At 72.0% G+C, this 21612-nt stretch carries 19 protein-coding genes; 6 read left to right on the top strand and 13 right to left on the bottom strand.

Annotation, left to right across the window (positions count from 1 at the left end):
- Positions 1-55 precede the first annotated feature (55 nt).
- Positions 56-601 carry a TIGR00730 family Rossman fold protein gene (locus ACFHWY_RS03090; RefSeq protein WP_416578507.1) on the bottom strand — a complete coding sequence of 182 codons (546 nt, stop codon included), beginning with the start codon at positions 599-601 and terminating at the stop codon, positions 56-58.
- Positions 602-604: 3 nt separating this feature from the next.
- Positions 605-1444 (bottom strand): TIGR00730 family Rossman fold protein, encoded by an 840-nt coding sequence (locus ACFHWY_RS03085; protein ID WP_416578506.1) that lies wholly within the window; start codon positions 1442-1444, stop codon positions 605-607.
- A 137-nt stretch (positions 1445-1581) separates the two neighbouring features.
- Here ACFHWY_RS03085 and ACFHWY_RS03080 point away from each other — a divergent pair, with 137 nt between their 5' ends.
- On the top strand, positions 1582-1734 hold the full coding sequence (locus ACFHWY_RS03080; protein ID WP_416578505.1) for a hypothetical protein: 153 nt from the start codon (positions 1582-1584) through the stop codon (positions 1732-1734).
- A 44-nt stretch (positions 1735-1778) separates the two neighbouring features.
- Here ACFHWY_RS03080 and dapE read toward each other — a convergent pair whose 3' ends face one another.
- On the bottom strand, positions 1779-2852 hold the full coding sequence (gene dapE / locus ACFHWY_RS03075) for a succinyl-diaminopimelate desuccinylase (RefSeq protein WP_416578504.1): 1074 nt from the start codon (positions 2850-2852) through the stop codon (positions 1779-1781).
- A gap of 128 nt (positions 2853-2980) precedes the next feature.
- Between dapE and dapD the strand changes: the two genes are divergently transcribed.
- Positions 2981-3940 carry a 2,3,4,5-tetrahydropyridine-2,6-dicarboxylate N-succinyltransferase gene (dapD, locus tag ACFHWY_RS03070; protein WP_416578503.1) on the top strand — a complete coding sequence of 320 codons (960 nt, stop codon included), beginning with the start codon at positions 2981-2983 and terminating at the stop codon, positions 3938-3940.
- Positions 3941-4045: 105 nt separating this feature from the next.
- Here dapD and ACFHWY_RS03065 read toward each other — a convergent pair whose 3' ends face one another.
- Positions 4046-7342, bottom strand: coding sequence for a S8 family serine peptidase (locus ACFHWY_RS03065; RefSeq protein WP_416578674.1), 3297 nt, complete (start codon positions 7340-7342; stop codon positions 4046-4048).
- Between the two features lie 332 nt (positions 7343-7674).
- Between ACFHWY_RS03065 and ACFHWY_RS03060 the strand changes: the two genes are divergently transcribed.
- Positions 7675-7860, top strand: coding sequence for a DapH/DapD/GlmU-related protein (locus tag ACFHWY_RS03060; protein WP_416578502.1), 186 nt, complete (start codon positions 7675-7677; stop codon positions 7858-7860).
- A 103-nt stretch (positions 7861-7963) separates the two neighbouring features.
- Positions 7964-10594: a hypothetical protein gene (locus ACFHWY_RS03055; protein WP_416578501.1), complete on the top strand. Its 2631-nt coding sequence runs from the start codon at positions 7964-7966 to the stop codon at positions 10592-10594.
- On the opposite strand, the gene ACFHWY_RS03050 is transcribed toward ACFHWY_RS03055, so the two are convergent.
- The 5 genes from ACFHWY_RS03050 to fdxA form a co-directional block, all read right to left on the bottom strand.
- Entirely contained in the window at positions 10571-11218 is a 648-nt protein-coding gene (locus ACFHWY_RS03050; RefSeq protein ID WP_416578500.1) for a nucleoside/nucleotide kinase family protein, read from the bottom strand. The genes ACFHWY_RS03055 and ACFHWY_RS03050 overlap by 24 nt on opposite strands.
- Positions 11218-11865 (bottom strand): SIMPL domain-containing protein, encoded by a 648-nt coding sequence (locus ACFHWY_RS03045; protein ID WP_416578499.1) that lies wholly within the window; start codon positions 11863-11865, stop codon positions 11218-11220. Before ACFHWY_RS03045 ends, ACFHWY_RS03050 begins: the two co-directional genes overlap by 1 nt.
- A gap of 71 nt (positions 11866-11936) precedes the next feature.
- Complete coding sequence (locus ACFHWY_RS03040) at positions 11937-12956, bottom strand: prephenate dehydrogenase (protein WP_416578498.1); 1020 nt, start codon at positions 12954-12956, stop codon at positions 11937-11939.
- A 79-nt stretch (positions 12957-13035) separates the two neighbouring features.
- Positions 13036-14145, bottom strand: coding sequence for a succinyldiaminopimelate transaminase (dapC, locus tag ACFHWY_RS03035; RefSeq protein WP_416578673.1), 1110 nt, complete (start codon positions 14143-14145; stop codon positions 13036-13038).
- The gene (gene fdxA, locus ACFHWY_RS03030) at positions 14142-14468 is read right to left on the bottom strand and encodes a ferredoxin (protein WP_110563518.1); all 327 of its coding nucleotides are present in this window, start codon (positions 14466-14468) and stop codon (positions 14142-14144) included. The genes dapC and fdxA overlap by 4 nt, the downstream gene beginning before the upstream one ends.
- 78 nt (positions 14469-14546) lie before the next feature.
- On the opposite strand from fdxA, the gene ACFHWY_RS03025 reads away from it, so the two are divergent.
- Positions 14547-15572 (top strand): GNAT family N-acetyltransferase, encoded by a 1026-nt coding sequence (locus ACFHWY_RS03025; protein WP_416578497.1) that lies wholly within the window; start codon positions 14547-14549, stop codon positions 15570-15572.
- A gap of 79 nt (positions 15573-15651) precedes the next feature.
- Here the strand turns inward: ACFHWY_RS03025 and ACFHWY_RS03020 are convergent, their stop codons facing one another.
- The 3 genes from ACFHWY_RS03020 to mshB all read right to left on the bottom strand — a co-directional run bounded on the left by ACFHWY_RS03020 (position 15652) and on the right by mshB (position 17583).
- On the bottom strand, positions 15652-16116 hold the full coding sequence (locus tag ACFHWY_RS03020) for a hypothetical protein (RefSeq protein WP_416578496.1): 465 nt from the start codon (positions 16114-16116) through the stop codon (positions 15652-15654).
- A gap of 82 nt (positions 16117-16198) precedes the next feature.
- Positions 16199-16642, bottom strand: a complete 444-nt coding sequence (locus ACFHWY_RS03015) for a hypothetical protein (protein ID WP_416578672.1) — start codon at positions 16640-16642, stop codon at positions 16199-16201.
- A gap of 14 nt (positions 16643-16656) precedes the next feature.
- On the bottom strand, positions 16657-17583 hold the full coding sequence (mshB, locus tag ACFHWY_RS03010; RefSeq protein ID WP_416578495.1) for an N-acetyl-1-D-myo-inositol-2-amino-2-deoxy-alpha-D-glucopyranoside deacetylase: 927 nt from the start codon (positions 17581-17583) through the stop codon (positions 16657-16659).
- An 86-nt stretch (positions 17584-17669) separates the two neighbouring features.
- Here mshB and ACFHWY_RS03005 point away from each other — a divergent pair, with 86 nt between their 5' ends.
- The gene (locus ACFHWY_RS03005; RefSeq protein ID WP_416578494.1) at positions 17670-19838 is read left to right on the top strand and encodes a prolyl oligopeptidase family serine peptidase; all 2169 of its coding nucleotides are present in this window, start codon (positions 17670-17672) and stop codon (positions 19836-19838) included.
- Here ACFHWY_RS03005 and ACFHWY_RS03000 read toward each other — a convergent pair.
- Positions 19828-21564 carry an ABC transporter substrate-binding protein gene (locus ACFHWY_RS03000; RefSeq protein ID WP_416578493.1) on the bottom strand — a complete coding sequence of 579 codons (1737 nt, stop codon included), beginning with the start codon at positions 21562-21564 and terminating at the stop codon, positions 19828-19830. The two genes, ACFHWY_RS03005 and ACFHWY_RS03000, sit on opposite strands and share 11 nt — an antisense overlap.
- Positions 21565-21612 lie beyond the last annotated feature (48 nt).

Raw genomic sequence — 21612 nt, 5'->3', positions numbered from 1 at the left:
CGTACACCTGGTGGCCGGCTCCGGCTCGTGCCCGGCGGCGCGACCAGGATGGCGGTCAGGCGAGGCGGAAATCGATGACGTCGAGGGCACTCGGGACGGTGTCGGTCAGCCGGAGCAGGTCGAAGCCGGCGGGTTTGAGGAAGGTCTGGTCGGTCAGACTGCGCAACCAGTCCAGCAGCGGACCGTAGAAGCCGTCAGTGTCCACCAGCACCATGGGCTTGTGGTGCAGGGCCAGCGTGGCGGTGGTCCAGACCTCGAAAAGCTCATCGAGGGTGCCGAGCCCACCGGGAAGGGTGAGGAAGGCGTCCGACTTGTCGATCATGACTGTCTTCCGGCTGGCCATCGAGTCGGTCACGAGCAGTTCGTCGGAGGCCAGGTCAGCGACCTCCAGGTCGACCAGCGATTGTGGGATGACGCCGACCGTTCGCCCGCCCGCTGATCGTGCGCCGTTGACCAGCGCGCCCATCATTCCGACGCAACCGCCACCGCTGACCAGGGTGTGCCCGCGCCGGGCGACCTCCGCGCCGGTGGCGGCGGCGAGGTCGAGCCATCGCTGGTCGAGAGTTCGGGAGGAGGCGCAGAAGACGCAGATGGCGGCCACCGGTCAGCGCTCCGTGGAGTCGTCGGCCGCGGCCTGCTGGTCCGCGGCCGTCCGGGCGACGGCTTCCTCGCGTACCGCCTCCTGCTCGGCGCTGATGGCCGCCTCGGCCTCCACGATGTGCCGCACCGCCGCCGCCACGTCGTCGGTGACGCAGATCAGTTCCAGGTCGACCGGACCGATCTTCCCTTCCGCCGCCATCGTGTCACGCAGCCAGTCGACGAGGCCCCGCCAGTACTCCGCGCCCATCAGCACCACCGGGAACCGGGTGACCTTGCCGGTCTGCACCAGGGTGAGCGCCTCGAAGAGTTCGTCCATGGTGCCGAAGCCGCCGGGCAGCACGACGAACGCCTGCGCGTACTTGACGAACATGGTCTTGCGGGCGAAGAAGTAGCGGAAGTCGATGGCCAGGTCGACCCAGTCGTTGATGCCCTGCTCGAAGGGGAGCTCGATGCCGAGGCCGACGGACTGGCCGCCCGCCTCGCTGGCTCCCCGGTTGGCGGCCTCCATGACGCCGGGCCCACCGCCGGTGATCACCGCGTACCCGGCTCGGGCCAGCGCCGCGCCCAGCGCCTCCGCGAGCTGACACTCCGGGCTGTCCGGTTTGCTACGGGCCGAGCCGAAGACGCTGACCGCCGGCGGCAGGTCGGCGAGGGTGTCGAAGCCCTCGACGAATTCGGAGAGGATGCGCAGCGCCCGCCAGGCGTCCTTGGTCTTCCAGTCCGCGCGCGCCCGGGAGTCCAGCAAACCTTGATCGGCGGTGCTGGAAGTGATCGAATGGCGACGGAAAGTGACGGCGCCGCGGTGCCGCTCCTGTCCTGGTTCGCGGCGGTTGCTCTGGGTCATGGAAGCAACCGTAGTGGAGTCCGGCCGGAGAACCTGGCAGACACAACGTGATCTTGTGCAACCAACTCGCTTGCCCGTACGTCTTACTGTTCAGATACCGGGTATGCCCAGCGCGCGGCTTCGGGGGAGGAGACAGCGTGATCAACAACAACGAACGGATCCGGATCCGGCGCCAGATGCAACGACGCATCCGCGACGTGGTGGCCGAGCGCCGCCGCACCCGTCTGCTCGAGAAACCACCCGAGCCACCCGTCGAGCCCAGCGCCGACCCCCAGCTGAGCACCGCCTGAACCAGTTCGCCGGCCACTGAGACAGGCGAGCCCGAGCGGCGTCCTCAGGCGGGAGCGAGCCAGCGGTGCAGGGTGGCCGCGCCGTCACGGATCTTGCCGATCTCGACGTGCTCGTCCGGATGGTGGGCCAGGTTCGGGTCACCCGGACCGAAGTTCAGCGCGGGGATCCCCATCGCGGCGAACCGGGCCACATCGGTCCAACCCAGCTTGCCGATCGGCGCGGCACCCACCGCCGCCACGAACTCGCGGGCAGCCGCGGCCTCCAACCCGGGCATGGCACCCGGCGCGGTGTCGGTCACCACCAGCTCCCAACCCGCGAGAACCTCGCGCAGATGTGCCTCCGCCTCGGCCGGCGTACGGTCCGGCGCGAAGCGGTAGTTGACCTCGATCTCGCACCGGTCCGGCACCACGTTGCCGGCCACCCCACCGTTGATCCGCACCGCGTTCATCCCCTCGCGGTACTCGCACCCGTCGATGGTCACCCGCCGTGCCCGGTACTCCGACAGCCGACGCAACACCTCGCCGGCACCATGCACCGCGTTGACCCCGTGCCAGGAACGGGCCGAGTGGGCCCGGACCCCGGTCGTCACCACCGTCGCCCGCATGGTGCCCTGGCAGCCGGCCTCCACGACGCCGTACGTCGGTTCGAGCAGCAGCGCGAAGTCGGCCGCCAGCCACTCGGGGTGCGCCTCGGCCACCAGGTGCAACCCGTTGTACCTGGATTCGATCTCCTCTGCCTCGTAGAAGAAATACGTGACGTCGTAGCGCGGGTCGGGCCTGGTCGCCGCCAGGTGCAGTGCGAAGGCGACCCCGGACTTCATGTCCGAGGTGCCGCAGCCGTACATCAGGTCGCCGCGCAGCGTCGACGGGAAATTGTTGTTCAGCGGCACCGTGTCCAGGTGCCCGGCCAACACCACGCGGGAACTGCGACCCAGGTCGGTACGCGCCATCACCGTGTTGCCGTGCCGGTAAGTGCTCAGGTGCGGCACCACCCCCAGGACCTCCTCGACGCAGTCGGCGATGACCTTCTCGTTGAGAGACACGGACTCGATGTCCACCAGCGCGCGGGTCAACGCCACTGGATCGGCGAGGACCTCGGGGGTAAGCGGGTTCTCCATGGTCCGCACGGTACCGTCACAACCGGCGACCGCGGGACGCGAGCCGTCGGCGAAGCGCGAGGAAGTGAGCTTGCGAGCCTCGCAGTCGCGAGCAGCAGCAAGCGCGCATGGGATCGAGAGGTGAGTAAGTGACGTCCACACAATCCGCGTGGGGCATCGGCCTGGCCACCGTCACCGCCGACGACCAGGTGCTCGAAACCTGGTACCCGACCGGCAAGCTCGGCCTGGGCGAGCTGCCGCTGGTCGCCGGGGAGGACGAGGCCGACGTGCTGGACCTCCCACCAGCCGCGATCGGCGACCGGGCGCTGCCGGGGCTGCGTACCGTCCAGGTGATCACCGTCATCGGTTCGATGGACGATCCGATCAAGGACGCGGCCGACGCGTACCTGCGGCTGCACCTGCTCTCCCACCGCCTGGTGCGACCCAACGAGATCAACCTCGACGGCATCTTCGGCAAGCTCGCCAACGTCGCCTGGACCTCGGCCGGCCCGTGCCCGCCCGAGCGGGTGGACGAGCTGCGCGTCATCGAACGGGCTGCCGGCCGCCACCTGTGCGTGCACGGGGTCGACAAGTTCCCTCGGATGACCGACTATGTCGTCCCGTCGGGGGTACGGATCGCCGACGCCGACCGGGTCCGCCTCGGCGCGCACCTCGCCGCCGGCACCACGGTCATGCACGAGGGCTTCGTCAACTTCAACGCCGGCACGCTGGGCACCTCGATGGTCGAGGGGCGGATCGTGCAGGGCGTGGTGGTGGGCGACGGCTCCGACGTCGGTGGCGGCGCCTCCATCATGGGCACCCTCTCCGGCGGCGGCACCGACAAGGTGCGCGTCGGGGAACGCAGCCTGATCGGCGCGAACGCCGGCGTGGGCATCTCGCTCGGCGACGACTGCGTGGTCGAGGCCGGTTGCTACATCACCGCCGCCTCGAAGATCAGCCTGCCGGGCGGTCGGGTGGTCAAGGCCCGCGAGCTGTCCGGCGTGGACGGGCTGCTCTTCTGGCGCAACTCGGTCACCGGCGCGCTGGAGGCCCGGCCGCGTACCGGCCGGGGCATCGAGCTGAACGCCGCCCTGCACGCCAACGACTGACCGGAAGAAGGGCCCTTCCTAGCGACTGGCGCATAGGGAGGGCCCTTCTCAACTCTCCGGTGCCCGGTGGTGGTCCCGGCGGACGGCCGGGACCACCACCGCGATTCACCGCAGGCGGTACGCCTGGATGATCCGCTGAGTCACCGTGTTGCCACCGGTGTCTCGGGCGCTGGCCCGCAGCGAGACGTGACCGTCGGTCCGCGGGTGCTGCACGGTCGCCTGCCAGCCGTCACCGGCCTTGCGCACCTTCGCCGTCTTCCAGCGCTTCCCGCCGTCGTAGGAGACCTCGACCTTCAACGACACGATCTTCGCTGCCGGGGCACCCGGCTGGCGCGGCACCGCGACCGGAATCACGAAGGACCGGCCTGCCGGAGCCGTATTACGCGCGTCCAACCGCGGCGTGAACCTGATCGCCGAGGCGGGTAGCACCACCGGATCGTCGCCCCGCGCATGCCGGGACCTGAAGGTCCAGGTGGTGGCGACCTCGGTGCTCAGGTCGGTGAGGCTGCGCGTCGCCGACGTCTCCAGACGGTACGTGGCGCGCCCGGCGGGCACCTCGAACCGCCCCCAGCCGGGCTCCGGAAGCTCCTCGACCAGCTTGCCGTTGCGGTACAGGGCGGTGCGTGAGCTGTCAGTCATCGAGCCACCCACGTGCCCCGCCGCGTCGCCGTGCATCGATGCCGCCAGCGTGATCACGTCACCCTGCCGGGTCAGCCCGTCACCCGGCCAGTCTGACTTCGGGAAGGCCGGCCCGTACGGCGCGCCGCTCCAGGTGTCCTGGTACTTCTGGCCGGCACGGTAGCCAATCGGGTTCGACCACAGCATGGCCCCTATCTCCGGCCACTGACCGGTGGTGGGCGTACCGAACGCCAGGTCGGTGCTCCACCGCACGCCCCTGGTGTTGTAGTACTCGACCCGCTGCCCGGGCACCACGACGGGCAGCACCATCGCCCAGCCACCGAGATCCGGTTCGAAGACGGCGTAGACCAGCCGCTCCGCGATGGTGTCCGGGTAGCCGTCCCGGAACGTCTGCGTGACGGTGGCCAGGTCCTTGCTCCGGTAGTGCTTCGTCAGCCCGTTGGGCAGCCGGCCCGGGACTCTTTCGGCCAGGCCGTAGAAGTACGGGCTGCTGGCAGCGTCCCGATCGGCGAACTGGCAGGTGATCGTGGTGACGAACTTCTCCGCCGCTCCCGGCCGGCCGAGCTGCCCGGTGTACAGGCCGCCGAATCTGTCGGCAACCACGCCGATGCTGGCCGAAACACCCTCCTCGACCAGGAAGGTCACGTCGACCGCGAGGATCGCCAGCTTCGCCGACCGGTCCGGCACCGTCATCCGTACCGGCCCCGCGTCGCGCGCGTCTACCGTGACCGCTGTGTCCCTCTCGACCAGCAGTTCGGGTTGGGCCAGCAACGTCGCGCCCTCCTCGTTCGGTTCGAGCAGGTAGCTGGCCAGCCCGTACCGGCCCTTGGGTACGCGCATCTCGGCGGTGCCGTCGGGGTCGTACACGAGGATCTCGTTGAGGTCGGCGAGCCCGATCAGGAAGGTCGCGTAGTCCACCGGGGCGGTACCGGAGCGGTCCCGGTGGCGGACGGTGAGCGTGTAGCTCTCCACCTCCTTGTTGACGGCGAGCGGAGAGTTGACCACCGTGTCGCCGGAACGGGCGACGATCCGACCGGTGTAGTGACCGTCCGGTCCGTCGACACCGGTGTCGGCGGTGACCGAGGCCGAGGCCGTGCCGCCGGCGGGCACCACGACGCGCTGCGCGCTCAACTCGAACATCCCGGCCGGGGCCGGTTCGCCGCCGGGTCCGGTGACCATGACGGTGAGATCGAGGGTGAGCGGGTCCACACCAGTGTTCCGCCAGGTCAGCTCTTTGGTGATCGGCTTGTCGTCGTCATGCGGCCAGAGCGCGCGGCCGAACGAGATGCTCGCCGGTTCGCTGACCAACGACTGGGTGAACGCCCGTGCCACGTCGACCCGACCTGCCCCCTGTTGGTACCCGGTCAGCTCGGGGTGCGCCAGCGCCGAGGCCATCAGGATGCTCTTGAGCTGCTCCGCCGTCGCGTCACCACGCTGTTCGGCGAGCAACGCCGCCGCCCCGGCGACGTGCGGCGCGGACATCGACGTGCCGGAGAGTGAGACGTACTGCTCTCCGACCGGGTCGCCTAGCAGCGTGCCCTGCCCCCGAGCCGCGACGATATCCACTCCCGGCGCGGTGATCTCCGGCTTGAGCCCGTCGTCACCGACCCGCGGACCCTGGCTGGAGAAGTAGGCGAGTTCGTCGTCCCGGTCGACCGCGCCGACCGCGAGCGCGGCGTCCGCGCTGGCCGGTGAGCCGATCCTGCCCGCCCGGCCGGCGTTGCCGGCCGAGATCACGAAGAGCGCCCCGGTCTGCGCGGTGAGGGTGTTCACCGCCTCCTCCAGCGGGTCGACCTCGGGGGTGTCCGTTCCGCTCAGGCTGAGGTTGACCACGTCGGCCCCCGCGTCGCCGGCCGCCCAATGCATACCGGCCAGGATGGCCGACTCGGGGCAGCCGGACTCCTCGCAGACCTTGCCGGAGACCAGGGTCGCGTCGGGTGCCACGCCCCGGTAGCTTCCGGCCGAGGCGGCGCCGCTCCCGGCGATGATCGAGGCGACGTGGGTGCCGTGCCCGACCACGTCGCCCGGGTCGGTCTCCTCGGTGAAATTCTGCGCTTCGGCTACTCGACCGACCAGGTCGGGATGCGCGGCGTCGACACCGGTGTCCAGCACCGCCACGCGTATCCCCTGGCCGGTGTAGCCGGCCTGGTGCGCGGCGGGAGCGCCGATCTGCGGCACGCTGTGCTCCAGCGTCAACTGTCGCCGACCGTCGAGCCAGACCCGCTCGACACCCCCCGCCGCGTCGAGCCGGGCACCACCGTTACCGGCGAGGCCGGCCCAGACCTGGCCGGTCCGCTGCTTGTCGGCCGTCGCGGCGACACCGCCGATGGCCGCCAGGTCACGGGTGACGGTCACCCCGTCCGGTGCTCCGGCCCGGCGCGCCGCCGACCCGTAGGTCATCAGCAGGGGCAGGTCGTCGCGGTGCGCGTCGTCGTAGCCGGCGGCGATCAGCCCGGCCACGTCGAAGAGCCGGCGGTCGACCCGGCGGTCGCGGATCAGCGGCAGCGCGTCCTGCGGCACCACCCAGAGGTGGTCATCCATCCGCTGGGTCAGGAAGCGGATGCCGGCACGTCCCTCGGCCGGGCGGACGCTCGCCGCGCCGGCCGTGTTCACCGTCACCCGATCACCGGTGATCAGGGTGACGGTGCTCGCATGGTCGCCGGCCGCCGGTTGCCCGGCCGTGCGATGGGCCGACGGCGCCGCCGTCGGCCGGGTTGGTGCGGCTGTCGCCGCCGCCGGTACGCCGAGCGCCAGACCCAGCACGAGTCCGATGGCGGTCAGTCTGCTCTTTCGTCGCAACTGATCCTCCTTGGTGGAGCGTCTATGTCGATGAGTGACATCCATCGACTTTCATCAGCATTGCATACTGAGTATGCATTGAGGAGTCTGAACTTCGACCAAATTGAGTACTCGTCGCTACCGGAGACGGCTGACGGAGCGGGTCGACACCAGCGGAGTCGACGACCACGAGGGGTGCCGGGCCGCGCTGCGGGAGCCACTCGGCGAACTCGGCGAGGAGGCCGGGTGCAGGTCGGCCCCAACGTGCAACTTCTCAACCCCACCCACCCAGGCGAGCCGGAGCCGCGCCGAAGCAAGTGGAAGCCGGCACGAGCCATCACGATCGGGACAACGCCTGGCTGGGTGGCGGCGCGATCATCCTCGCCGGAGTCACCGTGGGTGAGAAGACCGTTGTCGGCGCAGGCGCCGTGGTAACCCCGGATTTACCCGCCAACGTCGTCGCAGTCGGCAACCCGGCACGCCTCGTACGCCGGGTCGGCTAACCGCAGGAAAGTCCCTACCTGCGCAAACACCTCCGCCGCGAGTGGCGCCAGACCCAACATGTCAGGCACTCTGGGTAGCACGGGCGTTACCGGGAGGCTTGCCATGAGCGGTCGAATCCTCGAACTGCGCGTACACGGAGTGTCGAACACGCCGCCCGCCGATGCTCTCGGCCTGACGACGGAGCCGACCGGCGAGGCACCCCAGCCACGGCTGGTCGCCGGCGGTCCGGTAACCGGCTTCTACCGCTCCGCCACCACCGCCCCCCTCGACCCGATCGTCGTCGAGGCGTACAGCTGGGGGCAGTTGACCTCCGGCGCGCGGACCGCCCGCGACGTGGAGCGGGCCCTGTGGACGCTGCTGCTGCCCTTCACCCTCGCCAACGTGGCACTGCACGCCCGGCCAGGGATACCACCCGATCCCACCACCGAGCGGCTGGCCAGCCGGTCCGGGACAACCGCCTGGCTCATCCGGCTCTTCTGCCTCACCCTGACCGCAACACCCGTGCTCGCGATGACCGGTGTCGGCGTCGACCTCATCGGCTGGCAGTGCGTCGACGAGAGCTGCCTGCGCCGCGTCCCCGGGCCGTGGGAATTCCTCGCCGGACCCTGGTGGCAGCAGGGCGGACGGGCACTCGCGGTCGGCCTGACCGTACCGCTCGCCCTGATCGCGGTGCTCGGCGTCGTCGCCTGGCGGACGTACCAGTACGAGTCGGTGATGCCCGCCGACCCGACGACGAATCCACCGGGTCGCGGCATGCCGGCGCCGGTCGACGCCGACGTGCCGACCAGCCAACCGGTCGGGGAGGCACCGACCCTGCCCGAACCACAATCCGGCCCACCCGCCAACCCACTAGAGGACCCGACGTTCTGGTGGGGCGAGGGACAGCTTCGCCGCGCGGCCGTGCTGCACCTGTGCACGGCGACAGCGGTGGCGGCCGCCGTCCCCCTGGGTACGGTCGCGGTACTGGACCCCCCGCACGGGGCGCGGGCCGTCGTCGCCTGGTCCGCCGGGGCGGCGCTGGTCGCCGTCCTGGTGATCACGCTCGTCGCCATCGGCCGGCCCTTCCTGACCCGGCGCGACGGGGCAACCCCGCTCGGCCCGTGGAGCATCGCGGTCATCGTCCTCACCGGAGTCGGCCTGGCCGGCACCGTGGCGGTGCTGATGCTGCCAGACGGGGCCGCCGGCACCCCGCTGGCCCAGCTACGCCCACCTGCGGGCTGCGTCGACGACCCGGCTCTGCCAGGTTGCCTGGTGGACCGGTCCCTGCCCGGCTTCGACCGTATCCTCGCCTGGCTGGGCACCGGTCAACTGCTGCTGCTCATGGCGGTCGGAGCGACCGCCCGCTCCGGGCGACGTGGTGGCGCCGCCCCTGCCGCCGCCACAGCGCTGATCGCCGTCGGCGCCGCCTGGAGCCACGGTTGGCTGCCCGCCGCCCCGCCGGCACCACTGGAAGTGTGGCAGCTCACCCTGCCGCTGCTGGTCCTCGCCGCGACCGGCCTACTGCTGCCCAGGACCCGACCCACCGCCGTGACACAACCCCTGGAACCACACACCGACCTGGCCTGGCGCGGCCGGGCACCAGCCGTCATCGCCGGCTTCGGCTGGCTGCTCTGCCTCGCGTACAGCACGGGGCTGATCTACTGGGTCGCCGACCGACTCAACGGCGGCACCACGCCCGGCGACCGATCCCCGGTGGTCCCGCCGACCCCGGTGATCTGGGCCGGGCTGAGCTTCAGTGTCGCGCTGCTCCTCCTCGCCCTGGTCGCCGGCCGTGCCGTCGTGCTCTACGGCCGGCTGCGTCGCGAGGAGTACGCCGAACTGAGAGCACGCGGCGGTCGGCTGTCCGCGCACGACCTGCGCCGTGGCCGGGACGTCAGCACCCACCAGGCGTTGCACCGGCTGGTCGGTGAACACGCGCTCCGCCTGGCCGGCTGGTACGCCGGCACGATGGCCGTCCTCGCCGGCCTCGGCTGCGTCGCCGCCCTCTCCTCCGCCCGCCCGCAGACGATAGCCACAGGCGGCACCACCGCCGTGGTCAAAGCCGTCGCCGACGTGGGCGATTCGCTGCTCGGCTGGCTACCGGTGGCGGTCGCCGCCGTCGGCCTGCTGGTCTACCGCAACGACACCGTCCGGCGCTCGGTCGGGGTGGTCTGGGACGTCGGCACATTCTGGCCCCGCGCCGCGCACCCACTCGCCCCGCCGAGCTACGCCGAGCGGGCCGTCCCCGAACTGCTCACCCGGACCGCCGGCCTGCTCGCGCTGACCGAGCACGACCCCCGGCGGATGGACGGAATCATTCTCTCCGGACACAGCCAGGGCACGGTGATCTGCACCGCCGTCATCCTCCAGCTCCCCGACCGCTGGCGGCGCCGGATCTGGTTCTTCTCCTACGGGTGCCAGCTGACCCGCCTCTACGGCCGGATCTTCCCCGCCTACTTCGGTCCGGACCGGCTGCCGGTACTGGCCGAGGCGTTGACCCGGCCGGCGGGCGTGACCAGGTGGACGAACTTCTGGCGGGACACCGACCCGCTCGGCTGGCCGGTCACCGCAGGAGAACGCGACATAGCGGTGACCGACCCTGAGGCGCTGCACCCCAAAGACGGCGAGGTGGCCGACCCGCCGATCCGTAGCCACAGTGGCTACCCCGACGCAGCCGAGTTCCACCGGGAACGGTCCCGGGTGGCGTGGCTGCTGCGGCGGGCGGTCCCGTCACCCCGGCAGGGGGTCAGCTAGGCGTACCACCAGGTCGGCCCGGCCGGCCGTCGCCGCCACCAGCGACGCGTTGGCCTCGTCGCTGCCCAGCGCCCAGGACCGAGCCTGCTGCTCCGACCGGCCGTGGGCGACGTGTCGGGCGACCAGCCGGTGCCGCCGCATGTCGGCGTCGAGGTCCAGAAACCACGCCTCGTGCAGCAGCGCCCGCAACTCGTCCCAGGGCCAGTCCGGGATCAGCAGATAGTTTCCCTCGGTCACCACCAACCGCACCTCCGGCGGCACCTCGACCGCCCCGGCGATCGACTCCTCCAGGTCCCGGCGGAACTCCGGCGCCCAGACCGACGTCGGCTCCTTACGGCGCAGCCGACGCAGCAGCGAAACGTAACCGTTGGCGTCGAAGGTGTCGATCGCGCCCTTGCGTTCGGACCGACCGAGACGACGCAACTCGACCTGGGCGAGGTGGAAGCCGTCCATCGGCACCAGCCGCGCGACCGGACCGACCGCCTCGACCACCTGCGCGGCCAGCGTCGACTTGCCGGCCCCGGGTGCACCGGTGATGCCGAGCAGCTGCCGCGGACCGGCCTCGGCGAGCACGCGGGCCCGCTCCACCAGAGCACCGACGGGCAGCACCTGTGCCTCGGGCATCAGGTCAGGACCGGTCGGCTGATGACGAACCGGGCTCGGACGGCCGCGTGCACCCCCTGCGGCTGCGGATCCAACTCCAACTGCGGCGGCCCGGCGGTCTCGGCCCCACCGGCGTCAAACGCCATCCGCGCCATCATCGGCTGTGCGGCGCCACCCTCGTCGGCCAACTCGACAAGGTCGGTCACCTGGGCGCCCAGCGCCTCGGCGTACTCGCGGGCCCGCTGCAGCGCGTCGCCGATCGCGGCCTGCCGGGCCTGCCGGTGGACCGGGCTGTCGGGGCGCAACGACCACCACGGCCCGGCCACCTCGACCTGGTCCTGGTCGGCCAGCCGCAGCATCAACTCACCGAGCGCGACGAAATCGGTGACCGTCACCGTGGTGACCACGGACCCCTGCCAGGCGACCACCCGCTCGCCGGAGCGCCGCGTCTCCGGCCGCACCCGCAGCTCGCCGGTCTCCCGGCGGTCGATCGTCGGCCCGTACGAGTCGAACAGCACCCGGATCGCGGCGGCCCGCTCGGCCAACCGGGTCAGCGTCGGCTCCCGCTCCCGGTCGCGGGCCAGCGCGGTCACCGTGAACTGGGCGCGCTCCGGGGCGACCTCACGGTACGCCTCGCCCCGTACGGTCACCACCGGTGCGTCCACCATGCCCTCACCCTACTGGCGCGCCCGGCTGCGCGCCCGCCGATGCCCGGCGGGTGACCGACCCCCACGGCGGATCACGCTCGGGCGATAGGTGGGCGGTGGGCGGTGTACGACACCCCGCCACCTGTCACCCGGCACGCGCTCAGGTGCCCCCCAGCCGCCCCGAGGCCGCACAGCCACTCCGCCTCGGTGTGCTCCTCACCGTCGGGAAACGACCTGACCTGCTGGTCGAACGCGCGGTCGACCAACGCGGCGCGGGCGACACCGGCCTCGGCGTACCGGCCGACGAGCCGATCGCCGTCTGCGCGGCGTAGAGCCCCGGCCAGTTCGTCGAGGAAGCCGGTGACCTCGGCCAGCGCCACCAGCACCTCCTCGCGGTTGCCGCCCAACATGTTGACCGTGCGCTGCGGCGGGGTACCAGCGACCCGGGTGCCGTCCCGGAAACTGCCGGCGGCCAGCGTGAGGACCGCGTCGCGCAGGGGCGAACGCTGCGCCGCGCCGGCCAGCGCCCCGGCGAGCAGATGCGGAACATGCGAGGCGAGAGCCACCACGGCGTCGTGCCGGTCCGCCGCCATCGGCACCACCCGGGCGGCGAAGACCTCGGTGATCAGGGTGGCGAGCCGGCGGAACGCGGCCACCCCGCCCGGCGCGGGGCAGAGCACCCAGGACGCGCCCACGAGCAGCTCGGGAAGCGCCGCGGCGAGACCGGCGCGGTCGGTACCGGCCATCGGATGACCGGGCACGAACCGGCGGGTCAGGCCCTGCTGGACGGCGAAGGCCGCCAGCGCCGCCTTGGTGCTGCCCACATCGGTGATCAGGCAGTTCCCGCCGGTCGCGCCGGCCACCTCGACCAGCGTCGCCGGCAGGGTGGGCAGCGGCCCGCCGAGGAAGACGACGTCCCGGTCGGCGAGGGCGTCGACGAGCCGTTCCGCGGTCGGTACACCGGCCAGCCGGGCCTGCCGACGGGTCTGCTCGTCCGGATCCCAGCCGGTCACGTCCAGCCCGCGGGCGTGCAGTCGGAGCAGCACCGACCCGCCGATCAGGCCGGTGCCGACCACCGCCACCCGAACCGGCGTACCGAGCCCGTCCGCCATCCGCACACCTCGACACTCCTGATCGGGTACGGGGCCGACCGACCCCGACCGAGCCGAGGATATCGCCCGGCCCGCGCGGTCAGGACCGGGCCAGGCGGGCCGCGACGGCGCCGATCCGCTCGTCGGACTCGGTCAACGCCGCCCGGACGTACTGCCGGGCGCCGGGCCCGTAGAAGACGCCCGCGGCGACCAGGATCCCCCGTCGGGCCAGCCAGTCGACGGTGTCCCAGCAGTCCTCACCCCGGGTCAGCCAGAGGTAGAGCCCCGCCTCGGAGTGCGCCACGGCGAAGCCGGCGCCCACGAAGGCCGCCCGCAGCGTCTCGCGCCGCGCGCGGTACCGCTCCCGCTGGTCGGCCGCGTGCCGCTCGTCGCCGAGGGCGGCCACCATCGCCGCCTGCACCGGCGCGGGCACGATCATTCCCGCGTGCTTCCTGACCTTGAGCAGCTCGGCCACCAACGCCGAATCGCCGGCCACGAAGCCGGCCCGGTAGCCAGCCAGATTGGACCGCTTGGACAGCGAGTGCACCGCCAGCACCGACTGGTAGGAGCCGCCGCAGACCTCCGGCGAGAGCACCGACACCGGCTCGGCGTCCCAGCCCAGCGGCAGGTAACACTCGTCGCTGGCCACCACCGCACCGCGCTCCCGCGCCCAGTCGACCACCTTGCGCAGGTGAGTCGCGGGCAACACCCGGCCGGTCGGGTTACCCGGCGAGTTGACCCAGACCAGCCGCACCCGGGACGTCGGCCCGACCGCGGTCAGCGAGTCGGCTCGTACCGTGGTGGCCCCGGCCAGCCGCGCGCCGTCCTCATAGGTCGGGTAGGCGATCGAGGGCACCACCACCACGTCTCCGGGACCCACCCCGAGCAGGGTGGGCAGCCAGGCCACCAGTTCCTTGGAGCCGATCGTCGGCAGCACTCCGAGGCCGGCGGCGTCCGCGCCGCAGGCCCGGGCGACCCAGCCCGTGATCGCGTCCCGCAGCGCCCGGGTACCGGCGGTCAGCGGATAGCCCGGCGCGTCGGACCCCGCCGCCAGGGCCTGCCGGATCACCTCCGGCACCGGGTCGACCGGCGTACCCATGGAGAGGTTGATCAGGCCATCCGGATGCGCCGCAGCCAACCCGGCCGCGCCGTCCAGGGCGTCCCAGGTGAACTCGGGCAGCCGCGACGAGACCGGCGCCGGCCGGTTCAGTGGCCCTCGCCGCGCGGCGGCTGCGCGGCGACGAAGGTGGCGTCCTTCTCCACCTTGCCGACCTTCGAGGCGCCACCGGGCGAACCCAGTTCCTCGAAGAACTCGTAGTTGGCGCCGGTGTAGTCCTTCCACTGCTCCGGGACGTCGTCCTCGTAGAAAATCGCCTCCACCGGGCAGACGGGCTCACAGGCACCACAGTCGACGCACTCGTCAGGGTGGATGTAGAGCATCCGGTTGCCCTCGTAAATGCAGTCGACCGGGCACTCCTCGATACATGCCTTGTCGAGCACATCCACGCACGGCTCGGCGATGATGTAGGTCACCGGTCTTCTCCTCCGCAGACACGCCGCGATCACCCGCGACGGTAAGAGCCTAGTATCTCGCCGGGGAGGAGGTCGATCGTGCTCCGAGAGCAGGACGTGGGACACCGGATCGTGGTGCGGCGCCGGGTGGGTTTACGCGCCGGTCGCCCGGTCTACGCCGACGCCCTCGGAGAGCTGGTCGAGCTGACCGAGACGCATCTCACGTTGGCCACCCGCAAGGGGCGGCTGCGCGTCCCGATGGCCGACGTGCACCGGGCCAAACGGGTCCCCGCGGCCCGACGGCCCACCGCCGCCGCGGTGGTCGAGGTGGAACTCGCCGCAGACGAGGCGTGGCCGGCGCCCACGCGTGAGCGGCTCGGCGACTGGCTGCTGCGCGCCGCCGACGGTTGGACCGGCCGGGCCAATTCGGCCCTGCCGGTGGGTGACCCGGACCGGCCGCTGCCGGCCGCGCTGGACCGGGTCGAACGCTGGTATGCCGAGCGGGGCCAGCCGGCGCTGGTCAACACGCCGCTGCCGCTGGCCGCACCGGTCGGCGCCGAACTCGACCGGCGAGGTTGGAGCAGCCGTCCTCCGGTGCTGGTGCAGACCGCCCCGATCGCCTCTCTGACCGGACCGGGGTCGCGCACGAACGGACAGCCGGGCACGACTGGAGGGCCGGCCGCGGGCGGTGCCGGCGGCCCGGTGGTCCGGCTGACGGTCGCGCCGTCGGCGGACTGGCTCGCGGTGGCCGCCGGCCGCAAGGGTGGCCTGCCGGCCGCCGCGCGGCACGTGCTCACCGCCGTGGACCAGGTCCGCTTCGCCCACGTGTACGCCGACGGCACGCTGGTCGCGATCGGCCGTGGCACGGTGACCGGCCAGGGACGCTGGCTCGGCCTGTGCCTCATCGAGGTGCTGCCCGCCGCGCGCCGGCAGGGGCTGGCCGCCCGGCTGGTCGGCGCGCTGGCCGACTGGGCCGCCGAGACCGGGGCCACCCACGCGTTCCTCCAAGTGGAGCAGGGCAACGTGCCGGCAGTCGCCCTCTACCAGAATCTGGGTTTCACCACCCACCACACCTACCTAACCCGCGTCGCCCCCCTGACAAATCACCAACCCGCGCCGATCTAGGGACAATCGCCATTAGTTGATCTCCAACAGCTACGAAAGGCCCTAGATCGACAGGGACGGACGGGGTGCCGGCGCGGGTTCAGCGGCGGACGACGCGGCGGGGCTTCGCCACGGCGTTCTCGGCGTACCGCTGGAGGCTCCGCGATCGGTAGTCGCGGCCCAGCGTGGTCAGCAGTAGGTAACCCAGCAGCGTCCCGACTGCGTTCGCCACCAGGTAGAGCCCGATCTGCGCGAACAGCGTGCCGCCACCACCGGCGAACGGGTTGTCGCCGACCAGCAACGGCCCGACCAGCACGGTCAACCCGAGCGCGATTCCCACCGCGCTGGACACCTCGCCGGCCCACTGCGCCAGCGGACGCCGCCCACCCCAGACGAAGGCGACCCCGGCCAGGATCAGACCGAGCAACCCGAACATCCCGAGCGACACCCGGTCGGCGACGGTGTCGTCACCGTCGAACCCGAACCGGATGACCAACCGGGCCACCACGTTGACCGCGAACAGTGCGATCGCGAGCACCCCGACCGCGCGCCAACGCTGTCCCATCACACGCCTCCCGCCGTACCACCACCCGCCCCGCTGGCGGGTCTCCTTGGCAGGAATATCTACCACTCGTCGCGCACCGCCGTCAGTACCGGCCGGAAGCCGAGCCGGTCGGGGCGAGGATGGACCGGAACGCCATCACCGCGAACGTCATCGCGCCAGCCACCACGAGGGTGAGTCCTACCCAGTTGCCGACGAGCAGCACGTCACCCTCGTCGGTCCGGTCGGCAGCGGCAATCATGATCGCCACCCAGGGCAACGCCGGCAACGCCACCGCCCAGCGGCGACCCACCATTTCGACGGCGAACCAACTCAACACGACGTTCGCGGCCACCGCCACGAGCACCACCACACCGATCAGGTACCCGCCGATCCGCAGCGGGGCGAGCAGCAGCTCCAGCACCGCGGACACCGCCCCGGCGGCGAGGACGAGCACCCCCCCGGCCACCCGCAACCCGATGTCGAGGGTCCGCCGCAGCGGGCCGGGCCGGTACGGCTGCTGTTCCTGCTCCTGCGGGGCGACCGACATCGCGGCGGGCAGCGTCACCGGTGTCCGGCCGACGTAACCGACGCACGCGATGGTGCGCCGTCGACATCCAACCCGGCGAACAGGTCCGACTCCCACCCGTACGGACCGTCGCCCGGGCCCTTCTTCCCCGCCGCGAGGATGAAGTACTCCACTCCCATGAACTCGGCACCGAAGTTGCCGGCGATCGAGTAGAGCCAGGAGGTGGCCGGGATCTGGGTGGCGTGGGCGCGCATCGCCGCCTCCTTCGCGGCGTGCTGCTCGGTGGCGTCGATCCGCGCAGCGATCTCCTCGTCCGAAGTGCAGAAGGGCAGCTCGGTCGCGTCGACGATGCCGGCGAAGGGATTGTCCGACGCCTCCGCGAAGTGCGTCATGCCCGCCTCCAGCACACTGCGCGGCATCGCCGTCCAGTAGACCTTGGCCGGGGCGAGACCCTCGGCGGCGGCCAGCTCGGCGGCCCGCATCGCCACCCGGTGCGCCTGGATGTGATCGGGGTGGCCGTAGAAGCCGTTGCCGTCGTACGTGATCATCACCTGTGGCCGCACCTCCCGGATGATCTCCAGCAGGTGCCCGGCAGCCTCGTCGAGGTCGGCTCCCCAGAACGCCCGGGGGTGCTCGTTGGTGGCCAGGCCCATCATGCCCGAGTCGCGGTAGCGGCCGGCGCCGCCGAGGAACCGGTGGTCGGTCACGCCGAGTTCCGCGCAGGCGGTGGCCAACTCGGCGATCCGGTACCCGCCGAGCTGGTCGGCCCCGGCGGCGGCGAGACCGGCCAGCTCCGGCAGGTGGATCTCGCCCTCCTCGCCGAGGGTGCAGGTGACCAGAGTGACGTGGGCGCCGACGGACGCGTAGTGCGCCATGGTCGAGCCGGTGCCGATGGACTCGTCGTCGGGGTGCGCGTGGACCAGCAGCAGGCGGCGGTCGGGCAACGTCGTCACGGTGGTCACTCTAACCGGCGGTTCTGGCGGATCCGGGCTGACGCGTCCGCTCAGGTCGGTCACATCGCGCTCGGCACCGGCCTACGATCTGGCCTGTGGACTTTCCGGAGCTGGCCGCCCGCACCCGCAGGTTCAGCCACGGGGCGCCGCGCGCCGTCTCCGTGGCCGGCGACGGCGCGCGGGTGATCTTCCTACGTTCGGCGGGACCGGAGGACTCCGCCGACGCACTCTGGCTGTTGGACGTGGCGACCGGCGCGGAACGGCTGGTCGCCGACCCGGGTACCCTACTCGGCGCCCAGGCCGACACCGGGGCGCTGAGCCCGGGGGAACGGGCCCGGCGTGAGCGGCTGCGGCTGAGCGCCTCCGGCATCGGCTCGTACGCCCTCGACGGGGCCGGGCGGGTGGCGGTGTTCGCGTTGGCCGGCCGGCTCTTCCGCGCCGACCTGGTGCACGGCGACGTGATCGAGGTGCCGGCCGTCGGTCCGGTGCTCGACCCCCGGCCCGATCCAGGTGGCCACCGGCTGGCCTACGTGACGGACACGGCCGAGGGTGTACGCCGGGGCGAGCTGCGGGTGGTCGACACCGACGGCAGCGACACGATCCTCGCCGGCGAGGACTGCGGGGTGCTCTGGGGCCTGCCCGAGCACATCGCGGCGGAGGAGTTCGGGCGGCACCGCGGGTACTGGTGGGCGCCCGACGGCCGGTCGGTGCTGGCCGCCCGGGTCGACGAGTCCCGGCTGCCCCGCTGGCACCTGCACGACCCGGCGCAGCCGGCGAGTCCGCCGACCGCCGTCGCGTACCCGGTCGCCGGTGGCCCGAACGCGGAGGTCAGCCTGCACCTGCTCGACCTCGACGGCGGTTGGGTCGACGTGCACTGGGACCGGGAGACCTACCCGTACCTGACCGCGGTGCACTGGGGCGAGGGCGCTCCGCTGATCACCGTGCTGCGCCGTGCGCAGCAACACGGGCTGGTGCTCGCGATCGACCCGCGGACCGGGGAGACCCAGGTGCACGCCGAGCTGGCCGACCCGCGCTGGGTCGAACCCGTCCCGGGTACGCCGGCGCACCTGCCCGACGGGCGGGTGCTGGTCGGTGGCGAGCTGGCCCACGACGGGTACGACGCCCGCTGCCTCTTCGCCGACGGCACGCTGCTCACCCCGCCCTCGCTGTACGTGCGCCGGGTGGTGGGCCGGCTTGCCGCCGCCACCGGCCCGGCGGACCTGCTGGTGGAGGCGAGTGACGGCGAGCCGAGCGAGCAGCACCTGTTCCGGGTACGGACCAGCATCGGCGGCGGGGTCGAGGCCCGCCGCCTCACCACCGACGCCGGCTGGCACCGCGCCTCGGTCGGCGGCGACGTGCTGGTCGTGGGCAGCGCCTCGTTGGACCACGCGGGCATCCGGTGGACGGTACGGCAGGGCGACCGGGAGGTGGGCACGCTCAGGTCGCTGGCCGCCACCTGTCGCTACGCGCCCCTGCCGCTGCTGGAACGGGTGACCGACCGGCGGCTGCCCTCGGCGGTGCTCTACCCGGACAATCACGTCGGCGGGCGGCGGCTGCCGGTGCTGCTGGACATCTACGGTGGACCGGGCCACCAGGAGGTGCTCGCCGCCCGGTCGGCCTGGCTGGAACGGCAGTGGTGGGCCGACGCCGGCTTCGCGGTGGTGGTTGTCGACAACCGGGGGACACCGGGCATCGCCCCGTCCTACGAGAAGGCCATCCACCGGCGGCTGGCCGATGTGATCCTGCTCGACCAGGTGGAGGCGCTCACCGCCCTCGCCGACAAGCACCCGGACCTGGACCTGGATCGGGTCGGAGTGCGGGGCTGGTCGTTCGGGGGCTGGCTGGCCGGTCTGGCGGTGCTACGCCATCCGGAGCTGTTCCGGTGCGGGATCGCCGGCGCTCCGGTCAGCGACTGGGCCCTCTACGACACCGCGTACAGCGAGCGCTATCTCGGGCTGCCCGCCGACGGTGAGGACGTGTACGCGCACCACTCGTTGGTGGAGCTGGCCACCGATCCGGTCACCGATCCGGCGCAGGCCCGGCCGTTGCTGCTGGTGCACGGCATGGTCGACGACAACGTGGTGGCGGCACACACGCTCCGGCTGTCGGCGGCGCTGCTGGCCACCGGCCGGCCACACTCGGTGCTGCCACTGACCGGCGCCACCCACATGGCGGCCGGCGGCCTCGCCGAACGTCTCCTCCGCATGGAACTCGACTTCCTCCGCACCCACCTCCAGGGGTGCGCGAGGGCCGTCACGGCTTGACGTGGGCGTTGACGAGGGACGGGTAGCCGAAGACGCTGGAAACGAAAATCCCGCCGATCCTGGAGCCGTGCACCAGGTACGCGACGTCCACGTAGAGCGGCACCACCGGGGCGTGGTCCTTCATGATCCGCTCGTCGAGCTTCGCCCACTCCGGGCCCTGTGCGGCCGGGGGCAGCGCGAGGATCCGGTCGAACTCGGCGTTGATCGTGGGATCGTCGAAGTACGACTCGTTGTTGTTGCCCTCGGCCCGGATGCTGCGGCCGTCGTAGAGCACCGGCAGGATCGACGCACCGCTCGGCCAGTCGGCGGCCCAGGAGCCGAGGTACAGGTCCCAGGGGTTGTCCCTCTTCTTGATCTCGTCGAGCTTGGCGTCGTCCGGGATGTCGCGAACGATGATCTTGAATCCGGCGCGTTCCAGGTTGCCCTTGAGTTGCGTCGCCACCTGCTGCTCCACCGAGCTGTCGGCCGCGCCGAGGACCAGTTCGGGGCGCTGCCCGCCGAGCAGCTCCCGCGCCTTCGCCAGGTCTCCGTTAGGGCCTGCCGGATAGGCGTCGTACGCCCGGTGTCCGATGGTGGCCGACGGCATCAGCGTGGTCATCGGCGCGGCCAGGTGTTGCCCGCCGAGCACCTTCACCAGGCCCTCCCGGTCGATCGCGTAGTTGAGTGCCCGGCGCACCCGCAGGTCCGTGACCCTCTGGTTGTTGATCACCAGCTGGTTGGCGCTCGGCGTCGGCGACAGGATGGTCCGGGACCGCAACGCCGGGTCACCGGCGACCCGGGACACCAGGGAAGCGGGCACGTAGTTCCACGACAGGGCGCTCTGGTCTGCGCCGTTGTCGGCGATCACCCGGTTCGCGGCGGCGTCGGCGGTGGGGCCGAAGGTCCAGACGAACCGGTCCGGGTACTGGTGGCGCACCGGGTCGGTGGCGGCGTCCCAGTGCTCGTTGCGCTCCAGCACCACCTCGACGCCCGGCTGGTACCGGGTGACCTTGTACGGCCCGGACGAGAAGGGCGCATTGCCGAGATCGATCCCGGTGTCCCTGTCCGGCGGAAGCGGCGCCGTCGATGGCAGCGACGCCGCGAACGGCAGGTCGCAGCGGGGCTTGGCGAACTCGAAGCGCAGCGTCCGGTCGTCGGGCGTGCTGAGTCCGGGCGGCAGCCCGGTGCGCTTGGCCTTGAAGTCCCACGCGGTGTCGAACTGCGGGTCGCCGACCAGCCACTCCTGGAGGTAGGTCGGCCCGCCACCGAGGTCCGGATCGAAGGATCGGGCGATCCCGTAGGCGATCTCCTTCGAGGTCACCGACCGGCCGTCCTCGAACCTCACGCCGTCCTTGATTTTGAATTCCCACAGCTTGCAGTCGCCGTCGACGTTGTCGCCCGGCGTCTCGGCCAGATCACCGACCAGGACCAGGTTGCCCGCGCCGTCGTCCTTCCAGGTGGTGAGGAAGCGCGCGAACAGCGGCGCGGCCAGCAGACCCACGAACGAGTACGTCCGCTGCGGGTCCAGGTGGGCGATCGGAGTCTCCCGGATGATGGTGAACGTGCCGCCGGCCCGCGCGCCCGGCACCGCCGGCGCCGGCCCCGCCGAGTCCTTCGGGTCGGTGGCGACGACGCCCGTCTGCCGCCGGCCGGGGTCCACCGTGGCGCCCTCGCCCGTGTTCTCCGAGCAGGCACCCAGGGACACCACCAGTGCGATCACACCGCCCGCCGCCACCACCCGTCTCATCCGCCGCCTCCTGCACCTGGGATGCCGCCGGCCGGACACCGACACACC

Origin of the sequence: Micromonospora sp. LOL_024, assembly GCF_048060415.1 — a bacterium.
Taxonomy (GTDB): domain Bacteria; phylum Actinomycetota; class Actinomycetes; order Mycobacteriales; family Micromonosporaceae; genus Micromonospora.
Note: the sequence above shows the minus strand (reverse complement) of the source record. Positions and strands in the feature narration are given on the sequence as shown.